This is a genomic window from Nocardioides sp. S-1144 (assembly GCF_005954645.2).
Classification (GTDB): domain Bacteria; phylum Actinomycetota; class Actinomycetes; order Propionibacteriales; family Nocardioidaceae; genus Nocardioides; species Nocardioides dongxiaopingii.
Map to the genome: position 1 here is coordinate 2,041,436 of NZ_CP040695.2, position 13,051 is coordinate 2,054,486.

General features: G+C 72.0%; 16 protein-coding genes. 11 read left to right on the forward strand and 5 right to left on the reverse strand.

Going from position 1 to position 13,051, the window contains the following annotated elements:
* Positions 1-42 precede the first annotated feature (42 nt).
* The gene (locus FE634_RS09590) at positions 43-993 is read left to right on the forward strand and encodes a heme o synthase (RefSeq protein ID WP_137291953.1); all 951 of its coding nucleotides are present in this window, start codon (positions 43-45) and stop codon (positions 991-993) included.
* A gap of 94 nt (positions 994-1,087) precedes the next feature.
* On the opposite strand, the gene FE634_RS09595 is transcribed toward FE634_RS09590, so the two are convergent.
* Genes FE634_RS09595 through FE634_RS09605 form a run of 3 tightly spaced genes read right to left on the reverse strand, consistent with a single transcriptional unit; the run spans position 1,088 to position 3,773 of the window.
* Positions 1,088-1,999 carry a COX15/CtaA family protein gene (locus FE634_RS09595; RefSeq protein ID WP_246060482.1) on the reverse strand — a complete coding sequence of 304 codons (912 nt, stop codon included), beginning with the start codon at positions 1,997-1,999 and terminating at the stop codon, positions 1,088-1,090.
* A complete protein-coding gene (locus FE634_RS09600) occupies positions 1,990-2,808 on the reverse strand; it encodes an ABC transporter permease (protein ID WP_148240541.1) in 819 nt (272 codons plus the stop codon). The genes FE634_RS09595 and FE634_RS09600 overlap by 10 nt, the downstream gene beginning before the upstream one ends.
* Positions 2,805-3,773 carry an ABC transporter ATP-binding protein gene (locus FE634_RS09605; protein ID WP_246060481.1) on the reverse strand — a complete coding sequence of 323 codons (969 nt, stop codon included), beginning with the start codon at positions 3,771-3,773 and terminating at the stop codon, positions 2,805-2,807. Before FE634_RS09605 ends, FE634_RS09600 begins: the two co-directional genes overlap by 4 nt.
* Before the next feature lie 130 nt (positions 3,774-3,903).
* On the opposite strand from FE634_RS09605, the gene FE634_RS09610 reads away from it, so the two are divergent.
* The 10 genes from FE634_RS09610 to FE634_RS09655 all read left to right on the forward strand — a co-directional run bounded on the left by FE634_RS09610 (position 3,904) and on the right by FE634_RS09655 (position 11,390).
* Positions 3,904-4,269, forward strand: a complete 366-nt coding sequence (locus FE634_RS09610; RefSeq protein ID WP_137291951.1) for a hypothetical protein — start codon at positions 3,904-3,906, stop codon at positions 4,267-4,269.
* Positions 4,262-4,660, forward strand: coding sequence for a hypothetical protein (locus FE634_RS09615; RefSeq protein ID WP_137291950.1), 399 nt, complete (start codon positions 4,262-4,264; stop codon positions 4,658-4,660). The genes FE634_RS09610 and FE634_RS09615 overlap by 8 nt, the downstream gene beginning before the upstream one ends.
* Positions 4,661-4,759: 99 nt before the next feature.
* Complete coding sequence (locus FE634_RS09620) at positions 4,760-5,455, forward strand: helix-turn-helix transcriptional regulator (protein WP_137291949.1); 696 nt, start codon at positions 4,760-4,762, stop codon at positions 5,453-5,455.
* The gene (gene sufB, locus FE634_RS09625; protein WP_137291948.1) at positions 5,452-6,870 is read left to right on the forward strand and encodes a Fe-S cluster assembly protein SufB; all 1,419 of its coding nucleotides are present in this window, start codon (positions 5,452-5,454) and stop codon (positions 6,868-6,870) included. The genes FE634_RS09620 and sufB overlap by 4 nt, the downstream gene beginning before the upstream one ends.
* Positions 6,871-6,931: 61 nt before the next feature.
* On the forward strand, positions 6,932-8,125 hold the full coding sequence (sufD, locus tag FE634_RS09630; RefSeq protein ID WP_246060480.1) for a Fe-S cluster assembly protein SufD: 1,194 nt from the start codon (positions 6,932-6,934) through the stop codon (positions 8,123-8,125).
* Positions 8,122-8,487 (forward strand): non-heme iron oxygenase ferredoxin subunit, encoded by a 366-nt coding sequence (locus FE634_RS09635; protein WP_316043827.1) that lies wholly within the window; start codon positions 8,122-8,124, stop codon positions 8,485-8,487. The genes sufD and FE634_RS09635 overlap by 4 nt, the downstream gene beginning before the upstream one ends.
* Positions 8,484-9,242, forward strand: a complete 759-nt coding sequence (sufC, locus tag FE634_RS09640; protein WP_137291946.1) for a Fe-S cluster assembly ATPase SufC — start codon at positions 8,484-8,486, stop codon at positions 9,240-9,242. Before FE634_RS09635 ends, sufC begins: the two co-directional genes overlap by 4 nt.
* Before the next feature lie 41 nt (positions 9,243-9,283).
* Positions 9,284-10,549, forward strand: a complete 1,266-nt coding sequence (locus FE634_RS09645; protein ID WP_148240542.1) for a cysteine desulfurase — start codon at positions 9,284-9,286, stop codon at positions 10,547-10,549.
* A gap of 3 nt (positions 10,550-10,552) precedes the next feature.
* Positions 10,553-11,011: a Fe-S cluster assembly sulfur transfer protein SufU gene (gene sufU / locus FE634_RS09650; RefSeq protein ID WP_138875749.1), complete on the forward strand. Its 459-nt coding sequence runs from the start codon at positions 10,553-10,555 to the stop codon at positions 11,009-11,011.
* Between the two features lie 100 nt (positions 11,012-11,111).
* Entirely contained in the window at positions 11,112-11,390 is a 279-nt protein-coding gene (locus tag FE634_RS09655; protein ID WP_246060509.1) for a metal-sulfur cluster assembly factor, read from the forward strand.
* 18 nt (positions 11,391-11,408) lie between these two features.
* Here FE634_RS09655 and FE634_RS09660 read toward each other — a convergent pair whose 3' ends face one another.
* Both FE634_RS09660 and FE634_RS09665 read right to left on the reverse strand, forming a co-directional pair.
* The gene (locus FE634_RS09660) at positions 11,409-12,503 is read right to left on the reverse strand and encodes a hypothetical protein (protein ID WP_148240543.1); all 1,095 of its coding nucleotides are present in this window, start codon (positions 12,501-12,503) and stop codon (positions 11,409-11,411) included.
* Positions 12,500-13,003, reverse strand: a complete 504-nt coding sequence (locus FE634_RS09665; protein WP_138875751.1) for an RNA polymerase sigma factor — start codon at positions 13,001-13,003, stop codon at positions 12,500-12,502. The genes FE634_RS09660 and FE634_RS09665 overlap by 4 nt, the downstream gene beginning before the upstream one ends.
* Positions 13,004-13,051 lie beyond the last annotated feature (48 nt).

Genomic DNA, 13,051 nt, shown 5'->3' on the forward strand with positions numbered 1-13,051 from the left:
GCACCTGCCGCACCACCACGACACGATGTTCCGAGGACCTCTGTGACCTACGTCGGCGAGTCGCGACCCGCGCTTCGGCAGCCCGAGCCCGAGCGGGGTGAGGCGTCGTTCAAGGACGTCGTCGCCGCCTACGTCGGCCTCACCAAGCCGCGAGTCATCGAGCTGCTGCTCCTGACGACCGTCCCGGTCATGTTCTTCGCCGCCCGCGGCGTCCCGGCCCTGGGCCTGGTCGTGGCCACCGTCGTCGGCGGCGCGCTGTCGGCGGGGTCGGCCTCGACGTTCAACTGCGTCTACGACCGCGACATCGACGAGCAGATGCGCCGCACCCGGCGGCGCGCCCTGCCGCGCCACGTCGTCACGCCGCGCGCCGCGCTGGTCTTCGCGACCGTGCAGGCCGTGCTCTCCACGGCGGTGCTGGCCTACTGGGTCAACCCGCTGTCGGCGGTCCTGTCGGTGCTGGCCAACGCGTTCTACGTGCTCGGCTACACGATGCTCCTCAAGCGCCGCACCACCCAGAACATCGTCTGGGGCGGCATCGCGGGCTGCTTCCCGGCCCTCATCGGCTGGACCGCCGTCACCGGCGAGCTGTCCTGGGTGCCGATCGTGCTCTTCGCCGTCGTCTTCTTCTGGACGCCGCCGCACACCTGGGCCCTGGCCCTGCGCTACCGCGAGGACTACGCCAACGTCGACGTCCCGATGCTGCCCGTGGTGCGTCCGGCCGCCGAGGTGGGCCGCCAGATCGTGCTCTACAGCTGGGTCATGGTCGCCACCTCGATGCTGCTGTGGCCCGTGGCCGGCACCGGCCCGGTCTACCCGGTGGCCGCCGCCGTCCTCGGCGCGGTCTTCCTCGTCGAGGCCCACAAGATGTGGCGCCGGGCCCGCGGCACCGAGGACCTCAGCGAGATCCAGCCGATGCGCCTGTTCCACCACTCGAACCTGTACCTGTCGCTGCTGTTCGTCGCCGTCGCCCTCGACCCGCTGCTGACCCGCTGACGCCGAGTCGGCGTCGGCGTTGAGCACGAACGCCGACTCGACCGGGTACCGACCTCACCTCCGCGCCGACCCGCGGGTCCCTGCGGGGGTGGGCTCAGCGGGACGCCGTTGCCTCGACCCGGGTGGCCGGGACGGGTGCCGGTGCGGGACGCAGGACGACCGCGAGGACGGCCCAGGTGGCGGCCGCGGAGATGAGGGCGGCGCCGAGCACGTGGGCGCCTACGAGGATCTCGGGCAGGTCGGTGAAGTACTGGACGAAGCCGATCACGCCCTGGCCCAGCTCGACGCCGAGCAGGACGACGGCGGCGCGGCGGGCCGGGGTGCCGGCGCGGGTCGCGAGGACCAGGCCGACGGTGAGGCCGACGAGCAGGAAGACCGAGTCGGCGTGCAGCTGGCTGATCTGCAGCGGGTCCAGGCCGTTGCGCGGCGTCTCGGCGTCGCCCGCGTGCGGGCCCGCGCCGGTGACGACGGTGCCCAGGTAGAGCACCACCCAGGTCGAGGCGAAGGTGATCCAGGCCAGGGCCTGGGTCCGGCCGCGGGTCCACACGGCGTCCGGGTCGTCGACCCGCCGCAGGAACAGCACGGCGACGCCGACCATCGCCATCGACAGCAGCAGGTGCAGCGACACGATCCACGGGTTGAGGTCGGTGAGGACGGTGACGCCGCCGATCAGCGCCTGGAACGGGACGCCGAGGGCGAGGACCAGCGCGAGGACGCGGAGCTGGCGGCGCCCGGTGCGCCAGGCGGCGACGAGCGTCGCGATCGCGACCGCGGCCAGGACGAAGGTGAGCAGCCGGTTGCCGAACTCGATCGCCGCGTGCAGCTCCAGCTCGCCGTGCGGGCGGAACGACTCGTCGGTGCAGCGCGGCCACGTGGGGCAGCCGAGGCCGGACCCGGTGAGCCGGACGGCACCGCCGGTGACCACGATGGCGATGTTGGCGACCAGGCTGGCCCAGCCGAGCGGGCGGACGAGGCGGGCCATCTTGTCGAGCACGTTCACTCCCACTTGAAGGTCCTCGCGGTCGCTACGGCGCCGACCACGGTCCAGCCGGCCAGGACGAGCAGGTCGCGCCAGGCGACGGCGGCGCCGGCGAGCGCCGAGCGCATCGCCTCGCCGAGGGCCCCCGAGGGCAGCCAGGCGACGACGTCGCCGAAGGAGCCGTAGGCCGACGCGGGCAGCACCACCGCGCCGCCGGCCATCAGGAGCAGGTAGACCAGGTTGGCGGCGGCGAGGGTGGCCTCGGCGCGCAGCGACCCGGCGAGCAGCAGCCCGAGCGAGGCGAACGCCGAGGTGCCGAGCACCACGGTGAGCAACAGGCCCACCACCGAGGCGTCCGGCTCCCACCCGAGGGCGAGGGCCACGGCGCCGATGACGACGACCTGGAGGACCTCGACGACCAGCAGCGCGAGCACCTTCGCGCCCAGCAGCGAGGTCCGCGACAGCGGCGACGTGCCCAGCCGCTTGATGAGGCCGTAGCGGCGCTCGAAGCCGGTGGCGATCGCCAGCGCCGTGAACGACGTCGACATCACCGCGAGGGCCAGGACGCCGGGGGCGAAGGTCTCCACGCCGTACTCGAGGTCGACGCGCTCGGCGCCGCGGACACCGACGAGGAGCACGATGACGGGGATGACCACGGCGAGCAGCAGCTGCTCGCCGTTGCGGAGCATCAGCCGGGCCTCCATCGAGGCCTGGGTCAGCACCTGGCGCAGGACGGGCGCGGCGCCGGGGGCCGGGACGAAGGTGCCCGGCCCGGCCGCAGCCGCGGCGGTCGCGGTGGTGCGGGGCGTGGTCGGAGGCGTGGTCGGGGGAGTCATGTGGTCTCCGGGAGGGCGGTGAGCTCGAGGAAGACGTCCTCCAGCTTGCGCTGGCCGAGGGTCAGCGACTCGGGCAGCACGTCGTTGGCCTCGCACCACCGCGACACCTTCGCGAGCGTGGAGCCGTCGGCCGGGCCGGTGACGAGCAGGCTGACGGCGTCGAGCTGGGTGACCTCGGTGCCGGGGCCGAGCGCGGCGGTCAGCGAGGCGGGGGCACCGGGCGGGAACGGCTGGGTCACGACCAGCCGGATCGTGGCGACCGACCCGCCGCGGGTCAGCTCCAGCGGGGAGCCGGAGGCGACCAGCGTCCCCCGGTCGAGGATGTGGACGCGGTCGGCGAGCCGCTCGGCCTCGTCCATGTAGTGCGTGGTGAGCACGACGGTCACCCCGTCGGTGCGCAGCTCCTCGAGGAGCTCCCAGACGGTGCGCCGCACGGACGGGTCGAGCCCGGCGGTCGGCTCGTCGACGAAGACGAGCTCGGGGCGGCCCACGATCGCCATCGCGAGGCCGAGGCGCTGCTGCTGACCACCGGAGAGCCGGCGGAACGGCGTCCGCCCGCAGTCGGCGAGCCCGAGCCGCTCGACGAGCAGGTCGACCGGCAGCGGGTTCGCGTGCAGCCGCGCGACGTGGCGCAGCATCTCCACCGCGCGGACGCCGCCCCAGGCGCCGCCGCTCTGCAGCATCACGCCGATCCGGGGGAGCAGCGCGTGCCGGTCGCGCACCGGGTCGAGGCCGAGCACCCGCACGGTGCCGTGCTGCGGCGTCCGGTAGCCCTCGCAGGTCTCCAGCGTCGTGGTCTTGCCCGCGCCGTTGGGTCCGAGGACGGCGGTGATGGTGTGGGCCTCGACGCTCAGGCTGAGCCGGTCGACGGCCACCTTGTCGCCGTAGCGCATCACCAGCCCCTCGACCGTCACGGCGCCGTCCGCGAGGCTTGCGGCACCGCCGGCGGACGAGGGTTCGGACACCCACGAAGTGTAGGAGCCACGGGGTTGGCCCTGGACATCGGGACGATCCGTCGTCGTCCGCGGGGAGGCGTCCGCGGGCGGGGTCCGTGCCGCCGCCGGCGGCCGCCACCGACGTCTCTACAGTTGCCGGGTGACCGACTGGCTGACGGCGACGATCCTCGCGCTCGGCGGCGTGGCCGCGGTGGTGGGGATCGTCCTCCTGGTCCGCGACGAGCCCGCCCAGGACCGCACCTTCGTGGTGCTCGCGGTGCTGGAGGTCGCCGTCCTCGTGCAGCTGGTCGTCGGTGCGGTGTCGCTGTCGCAGACCGACCGCGACGTGTCCGGCGTGCTGTTCGTCAGCTACCTCGTCGGCAACCTGCTCGTGCTCCCGATCGGTGCGTTCTGGTCGCTGGCCGAGCGCACCCGCGCCGGCACGGGGGTGCTGATCGTCGCCGTCGTGACGGTGGTCGCCCTCCAGCTGCGCCTCGAGACCATCTGGGACGGCTCCGGTGCGTGAGCTGTCCGCCGGCCCGGGTCGGATCCTGGTCTTCGTCTACGGGGTCTTCGCCGTGGCCGCCACGGGCCGTTCGCTGGTCCAGCTCGGCTCCGACGCCGACCGGGCGCCGTTCGCCTACACGCTCTCGCTCGTGGCGGCGGTGATCTACCTGGTCGCCACGACGTGCCTGCTGCTCGGCGGACGCCGGGCCTGGGCGGTCGCGGTCGGCTCCTGCGTGGTCGAGCTGCTCGGCGTGCTGTCCATCGGCACGCTCTCCTACGTCGACACCGCGCTGTTCCCCGACAAGACGGTCTGGTCGCACTTCGGCCAGGGCTACGGCTTCCTCCCGCTCGTGCTGCCGTTCCTCGGCCTGGCCTGGTTGCACGCCACCCGGCCCGGCGCCCCGCGCTGACCCGCCCGACCCAGCCCGTGTGGCGCCCGTCACCCAGGGTGACCTTGCTAAGGGTGGCCTTGCTTGAACGGTCCGCCCCATTATCGGCACACTGGTGTTGTGGAATTCACCGCCGACCGCTCCGACAGCACCACGCGCCAGCGTGTCGTGCGGTCGATCCTGGTCGACGGTCCCTCCACCACCGCGGCCCTGGCCGAGCGCCTGGACCTCACGCCGGCCGCGGTGCGGCGCCACCTCGACCAGCTCGTCGACGACGGCGCGGTCGAGGCGCGCGACGCCCGCAAGGCCGCCGGCCGTGGCCGCGGCCGCCCGGCCAAGGTGTTCGCCCTGACCGAGACCGGCCGTGACGGCTTCGACCAGAAGTACGACGACCTGGCCGCCGCCGCGCTGCGGTTCCTGGCCGAGACCGGTGGTGACGCCGCCGTCCGGGAATTCGCGCGCCGCCGGGCTGGTTTCGTGGAGGAGCGCTTCGGCGAGGTCGCCGTCGCGCACCCGGACCTCGGTCCCGCCGAGGTCCTGGCCCGGGTGTTCTCCGACGAGGGCTACGCGGCTTCGGTTCGCGAGTCCCCGGTGGGCGAGCAGCTGTGCCAGCAGCACTGCCCGGTGTCCCACGTGGCCCACGAGTTCCCCCAGCTGTGCGAGGAGGAGACCGCGGCCATCAGCCGGGTGCTCGGCCGCCACGTGCAGCGTCTCGCGACGATCGCCCACGGCGACGGCGTGTGCACCACCTGCATCCCCGATCTTCCCGGTTCCACCCCGATCACGATGACGACGAAGGAGAAGGTCACTTCATGACCTCCATCGAAGACCTCAACCCCGAGCTCAAGGGCATCGGCCGCTACGACTTCGGCTGGGCCGACACCGACGTGGCCGGCGCGACCGCGCAGCGCGGCCTCTCCGAGGACGTCGTCCGCAACATCTCCGCGCTCAAGAACGAGCCGCAGTGGATGCTCGACCAGCGCCTGAAGGGCCTCAAGCTCTTCCACCGCAAGCCCATGCCGACCTGGGGCTCCGACCTCGGCGGCATCGACTTCGACAACATCAAGTACTTCGTCCGCTCCAGCGAGAAGCAGGCGGCGACGTGGGACGACCTCCCCGAGGAGATCAAGAACACCTACGACAAGCTCGGCATCCCGGAGGCGGAGAAGCAGCGTCTCGTCTCGGGCGTCGCCGCGCAGTACGAGTCGGAGGTCGTCTACCACTCGATCCGCGAGGACCTCGAGGAGCAGGGCGTGCTCTTCCTCGACACCGACACCGCGCTGCGCGAGCAGCCCGAGCTGTTCCAGGAGTACTTCGGCACCGTCATCCCGGTCGGTGACAACAAGTTCTCCGCGCTCAACACCTCGGTGTGGTCGGGTGGCTCGTTCATCTACGTGCCGAAGGGCGTGCACGTCGACATCCCGCTGCAGGCCTACTTCCGGATCAACACCGAGAACATGGGCCAGTTCGAGCGCACCCTCATCATCGTCGACGAGGACGCCTACGTGCACTACGTCGAGGGCTGCACGGCGCCGATCTACTCCTCCGACTCGCTGCACTCCGCGGTCGTGGAGATCATCGTCAAGAAGGGCGGCCGCTGCCGCTACACGACCATCCAGAACTGGTCGAACAACGTCTACAACCTCGTCACCAAGCGCGCGACCTGCGAGGCCGGCGCGACGATGGAGTGGGTCGACGGCAACATCGGCTCGAAGGTGACGATGAAGTACCCCGCGATCTACCTCATGGGCGAGCACGCCAAGGGCGAGACGCTCTCGATCGCGTTCGCCGGCGAGGGCCAGCACCAGGACGCCGGCGCCAAGATGGTGCACGCCGCGCCCCACACCTCGTCCTCGATCCTGTCGAAGTCGGTGGCGCGCGGCGGTGGCCGGACGTCCTACCGCGGCCTGATCCAGGTCAACGAGGGTGCCCACGGCTCCAAGTCGAACGTGCTGTGCGACGCGCTGCTCGTCGACCAGATCAGCCGCTCCGACACCTACCCCTACGTCGACATCCGCGAGGACGACGTCTCGATGGGCCACGAGGCGAGCGTCTCGAAGGTCTCCGACGACCAGCTCTTCTACCTGATGTCGCGCGGCATGGAGCAGGACGAGGCGATGGCGATGATCGTGCGCGGCTTCGTCGAGCCGATCGCCAAGGAGCTCCCGATGGAGTACGCCCTGGAGCTCAACCGCCTCATCGAGCTGCAGATGGAGGGTGCTGTCGGCTGACGCCGGCACCGCCCACCCCACCGAACCGCACCCGCGACCGTAGAAAGACCTGCCTGTGACCGTGACCGATGCTGCCCGCGAGAGCGTCGAGGCCAGCCTGGAGCAGGGACACCTGTCCTTCTCCCACCTCAACCCGCCGCCCTCCTACGACCTGGCCGACCACCCGCTGCCGACCGGCCGCGAGGAGATCTGGCGCTTCACGCCGATGAAGCGGCTGCGCGGCATGCTCGAGGGCGAGCCGTCCGCGACCCAGCTCACCTGGGACGCCACGCTGCCCGACGGCGTGACGCTGACGCAGGTCTCCGGCGAGGAGGCCCGCGCCGCCGGTGAGCTGGCCCCCAACGACCGGCCCGCGGCCCTGGCGGCCGAGCTCGCTGACCACGCGCTGCTGCTCGACGTGCCGGCCGAGCTCGAGCTCGACGACGAGCACCCGGTCGTGCTGCGGCTGCACGGCGAGTCGGTCGACGACCTGGTCTACGGCCGGCTCGTGGTCCGCGTCGGCCGCCACGCCAAGGCCACCGTCGCCGTCGTGCACACCGGCTCGGCGCGCTACGTCGCGACCACCACGGTGGTCGTCGGCGACGGGGCGCAGGTCAACGTCGTCTCGCTGCAGGACTGGGCCGACGACGCCGTCCACCTCGGGCGCGACGCGATCCGCGTGGGGCGCGACGCCCACGTGCGCCACACGTCGGTCTCCTTCGGCGGCGACGTCGTCCGGATGCACGCCAACGTCGAGTACGACGCCCCCGGCGGCGAGGCCGAGCTGCTCGGCCTGTACTTCGCCGACGCCGGCCAGCACCTCGAGCACCGGCTCTTCGCCGACCACAACCAGCCGCGCACCAAGAGCAACGTGCTCTACAAGGGTGCGCTGCAGGGCGAGAAGGCGCACACGGTCTGGATCGGCAACGTGCTGATCCGCAAGATCGCCGAGGGCATCGAGACCTACGAGGAGAACCGCAACCTGGTGCTCACCGACGGCTGCCACGCCGACTCGGTGCCCAACCTCGAGATCGAGACCGGCGAGATCGAGGGTGCCGGGCACGCCTCGGCGACCGCCCGGTTCGACGACGAGCAGCTGTTCTACCTCCGCACGCGCGGCATCTCCGACAAGGAGGCCAAGCGGCTGGTGCTGCACGGCTTCTTCCAGGACCTGATCCGCAAGATCGGCGTGCCGTCGCTGGAGGCCAAGCTCACCGAGACCGTCGAGGACGAGCTCGCCAAGAACGTCTTCCGCGGCTTCGAGACCGAGCAGTGAGCACCAGCCAGGAGATGAGCTTCCAGCGGGCCTGCGCGCTCGACGACGTCCCGGCCGACCATGCCCTCGCCGTCACCATCGGTGAGTACGACGTCGCGATCGCCCGCGACGGCGAGGAGGTCCTCGCCGTCCAGGACCTGTGCACGCACGCCCACGTCGCCCTCAGCGAGGGCGACGTCGAGCGCGACGGTGGCAGCTGCACGATCGAGTGCTGGCTGCACGGCTCGCGCTTCGACCTCCGCACCGGCCAGCCCTCCGGGCTGCCGGCCACCGAACCCGTCGCGACCTTCCCTGTCGAGGTCCGCGAGGACGGCGTCTACGTCGACACCACCACCACCCTGAACGGAGCCACCCCGCAATGAGCACTCTCGAGATCAAGGACCTGCACGTCTCGGTCACCACCGAGGACGGTCCCAAGGAGATCCTCAAGGGCGTCACGCTCACCATCGGCGACGGTGAGACGCACGCGATCATGGGCCCCAACGGCTCGGGCAAGTCGACCCTCGCCTACTCGGTCGCCGGTCACCCGAAGTACCAGGTCACCGGCGGCAGCGTCCTGCTCGACGGCGTCGACGTCCTCGAGATGTCGGTCGACGAGCGCGCCCGCGCCGGGCTCTTCCTGGCCATGCAGTACCCCGTCGAGGTGCCCGGCGTCTCGGTCACCAACTTCCTGCGCACCGCCAAGACCGCGATCGACGGCGAGGCGCCGAAGCTGCGCACCTGGGTCAAGGACGTCAACAAGTCGCTGGCCGACCTGGACCTCGACCCCTCCTTCGCCCAGCGCTCGGTCAACGAGGGGTTCTCCGGCGGCGAGAAGAAGCGCCACGAGATCGCCCAGCTCGAGCTGCTCGACCCGAAGATCGCGATCCTCGACGAGACCGACTCCGGCCTCGACATCGACGCCCTCAAGGTCGTCTCCGAGGGCGTGAACCGCTACCGCGCCCGCGAGGGCAAGGGCGTCCTGCTGATCACGCACTACACGCGCATCCTGCGCTACATCCAGCCCGACCGCGTGCACGTGTTCGTCGCGGGCCGCGTCGCGGAGTCCGGCGGCCCCGAGCTCGCCGACGAGCTGGAGGCCAACGGCTACGAGCGGTTCCTCACCGCGACGGTCTGACCCACCCACCGGCACCACCCCCCAGGACGGAAGGCACGGCGATGCACGGACTGCTCCCCGAGCTCGAGGTCGTCCGCAAGGACTTCCCGATCCTCGAGCGCACCCTGGCGAACGGGCAGGCCCTGGTCTACCTCGACAGCGCCAACACCTCCCAGAAGCCGCAGTGCGTCATCGACGCGATGGTCGACCACCTCGAGCACCACAACGCCAACATCGCCCGGGCCATGCACCAGCTGGGCGCCGAGGCGACCGAGGCCTTCGAGGGCGGTCGCGACAAGGTCGCTGCCTTCCTCGGCGCACCGAGCCGCGACGAGGTCATCTTCACCAAGAACGCCTCCGAGGCGCTCAACCTGGTGGCCAACACCCTGGCGTGGCGGGGCCGGCACCAGGTCGGCGAGGGCGACGAGGTCGTCATCACCGAGATGGAGCACCACTCCAACATCGTGCCGTGGCAGATGCTCACCGAGCGGACCGGCGCGACGCTGCGCTGGTTCGGCCTCACCGACGACGGCGAGCTCGACCTGTCGAACATCGACGAGCTCCTCACCGAGCGCACCAAGGTCGTCTCGTTCACCTGGGTGTCCAACATGCTCGGCACCATCAACCCGGTCGCCGAGCTCACCCGTCGCGCGCACGAGGTCGGCGCGATCGTGGTCGTCGACGCCTCGCAGGCCGCGCCGCAGCTGTGCATCGACCTGGCCGCGATGGCCCCGGAGGAGCGACCGGACGTCGTCGTCTTCACCGGCCACAAGGTCGTCGGACCGACCGGCATCGGCGTCCTGTGGGGGAGCAGCGAGCTGCTCGGCGAGCTGCCGCCGTTCCTCGGCGGCGGCGAGATGATCGAGACCGTCACGATGGCGCGCTCGACGTATGCCCCCATCCCGCACAAGTTCGAGGCCGGCACCCCGCCGATCGCCGAGGCCGTCGGCCTCGGCGCCGCGGTCGACTACCTGTCCCACCTCGGCCTCGACGCGATCCGCGACCACGAGCACGCCATCACCACCCACGCCCTCGAGGGACTGGCCACCGTGCCCGGCCTCAAGGTGCTCGGCCCGCTCGACGCGGCACGGCGCGGCGGCGCGATCTCCTTCGAGATCGACGGCGTGCACCCGCACGACGTCGCCCAGGTGCTCGACTCGCGCGGCGTCGCCGTCCGGGCCGGTCACCACTGCGCGAAGCCGGCGCACGCGCGGTTCGGCGTCCAGAGCTCGACGCGCATGTCGTCGTACCTCTACACGACGCCGGGCGAGATCGACGCGCTGGTCGAGGCGCTGGAATACACCCGTACGTACTTCAAGTTGGGCTGAACCGTGGACCTCGACAACCTGTACCAGGACATCATCCTCGACCACGCGAAGCGTCGGCTGAACGCCGGCCTGCGCGAGCCGTTCGAGGCGGAGGTGCACCACGTCAACCCGACCTGCGGCGACGAGGTGACGCTGCGGCTGCACCTCGACGGCACGGGCGACGAGGCCAGGATCGCCGACATCTCCTACGACAACCAGGGCTGCTCGATCTCCACGGCCTCGGCCTCGGTGATGACCGAGCTGCTCATCGGCAAGACCGTCGTACAGGCGCAGCCGGTGCACGCCGCGTTCCTCGAGATGATGCGTGGCAAGGGCCAGGTCGAGCCCGACGAGGACGTCCTCGAGGACGGCATCGCCTTCGCCGGTGCCGCCAAGCTCACCGCCCGCATCAAGTGCGCGCTACTGTCCTGGATGGCCTACCAGGACGCCCTCATCCAAGCCCAGGAGGCACAGCATGGCTGACACCCAGCCCGACCACAGCGACCTTCCCGAGGTCCCCGAAGCCACGGCCGGCGGGTCCGGCGGCACCGCCACCGTCACCGTCGACGACGTCACCGAGGCGATGAAGGACGTCGTGGACCCCGAGCTCGGGATCAACGTCGTCGACCTGGGCCTGGTCTACGACCTGCACCTCGACCCCTCGTCGAACCTGGTCATCGACATGACCCTGACGTCCGCGGCCTGCCCGCTGACCGACGTCATCCAGGACCAGACCAACCAGGCCCTCGAGGGCCTGGTCAACGACGTCGCCATCAACTGGGTCTGGATGCCGCCGTGGGGCCCCGACAAGATCACCGACGACGGCCGCGAGCAGCTGCGCGCCCTCGGCTTCAACGTCTGAGGCTGCTGCGGCGCGGCCTCAGGAGGCCGGCAGCGGCGGGTCAAAGGTGATCCGCGAGTCGCCACCGCCCGAGCCGCCGGCGAACGTGCCGGTGCCCGTGTGGTGGGTGCCGTCGACGACGAGGTCGACGACGTAGGAGTAGGGCGCCGGGCCGATCCCGTCGATGCGCTGCTGCCGCACCCCCCAGGGCGTCCCGAGCTCCACGAACCCGTCGCCGTCGCAGTGCTGGTCGGTGCGCGGCAGCGCGACGGTGCGCCCCACCGCGCCGTCCGCGGCGGTGATCCTCACCGACGCCGAGACGTCGCCGTCGACCGCCGCGTCGTCGACGTGGAGCGTGACCCCGGCCTCGCCACCCGAGCTCGGCGTGTTCTGGCGCAGGTCGAGCCAGGCCAGCGCCCGGCCGTCCCGGGCCGGCACCGGCCACCGCCACAGACCGGACGTGTCACCACCGGCCTCGGGCCGGACGAAGTAGGAGCCCATCCGGTCGCCGCCCGGGCCGGACGGCGTCAGCAGCAGCTGGTCGTCGGCGGCCGGCTCGACGAGCACCGGGTACCGGGCGCAGCCGGGGTCGCCCACGCCGGGGGTCACGTCGGCGTCCCACCGCCCGGCCAGGGGAAACGCCGCCCGCAGCGGTGCGACCGGGGCCACCAGCGGGACGTCCGCGGGGGCGGGGAACGCCCGGTCGGCGCAGGTGCTGCCCCAGCAGTAGGAGCCTTGGAGAGCCAGCACCGGCCCCCGGGTCCCGTCGAGCACCAGACGAGGTGGCTCGTCGCCCACGCCGTCGTCGGGCTCGAGGGGCGACGTGGCCGTGGTGGGCACGGGTTCGGACGGCACGGGATCGGATGGCACGGGATCGGACGGCACGGGATCGGACGGCACGGGGTCGGACGCCGGGTCGCTCGCCGACGTCGCCGGGTCGTCGGCCTCCGGGCCGGGACGGTCGCCGGGACCGTCGACGACGGCGAGGGCGACGACGGCGACTGCAGCCACCCCGACCCCGGCAGCGGCGCGTCGCCGCAGCCGCCGGGCCCGGCGCCGGCGCACGACGTCGGCGAACGGCGGCGGGTGCGCGGGGGTGGCGTCCTGCACGAGGCGGTCCAACGGTTCGGTCACGGGGTGCTCCCTTCGGTGAGCCGGGGTGCGAGGGCCGCCCGCGCGCGCGAGAGGCGCGACTTGACCGTGCCGACGGGCACCCGCAGCAGGGCGGCGACCTCCTCGACCGGCAGGTCGTGGACGTGGTGGAGCAGGAGGATCGCACGGTGGTCCAGCGGCAGCGCGGCCACCGCGGCGCCGACGTCGAGCCGGACGCCGTCCGGTCCCTCGACCGAGCCCGCGGCCCGGGCCCGCAGCCGGCCGAGACCGAGGGCCGCGACCTTGCGGCGCCGCTGGCGCGAGACCAGCAGCCGGACGGCCACGGTGCGCAGCCACGCGTCCACGTCGTCGTAGCCGCGGACCCTGGTCCAGTGCTCGAGCAGCCGCACGAACGCGTCCTGCGCGACCTCCTCGGCGTCCGCACGCGAGCCGCCCAGCACGGTGAGCAGGCCGATCAGCGGCCCCGCCGCCCGGGCGTAGACCTCCTCGACCTGGTGCTCGTCCTCGCGCTCCACACCCATGACACGCGGCAGCCTCCCACCAGGTTCCCTCGACCGGGTCGCTAACGT

Excerpts from the sequence above, each read along its gene's own strand:
- FE634_RS09655 (WP_246060509.1), top strand. The coding sequence starts at position 11,112 with ATGAAGGACGTCGTGGACCCCGAGCTCGGGATCAACGTCGTCGACCTG.
- FE634_RS09665 (WP_138875751.1), bottom strand. The coding sequence starts at position 13,003 with ATGGGTGTGGAGCGCGAGGACGAGCACCAGGTCGAGGAGGTCTACGCC.
- FE634_RS09645 (WP_148240542.1), top strand. The coding sequence starts at position 9,284 with ATGCACGGACTGCTCCCCGAGCTCGAGGTCGTCCGCAAGGACTTCCCG.
- FE634_RS09600 (WP_148240541.1), bottom strand. The coding sequence starts at position 2,808 with ATGACTCCCCCGACCACGCCTCCGACCACGCCCCGCACCACCGCGACC.
- sufC (WP_137291946.1), top strand. The coding sequence starts at position 8,484 with ATGAGCACTCTCGAGATCAAGGACCTGCACGTCTCGGTCACCACCGAG.
- sufB (WP_137291948.1), top strand. The coding sequence starts at position 5,452 with ATGACCTCCATCGAAGACCTCAACCCCGAGCTCAAGGGCATCGGCCGC.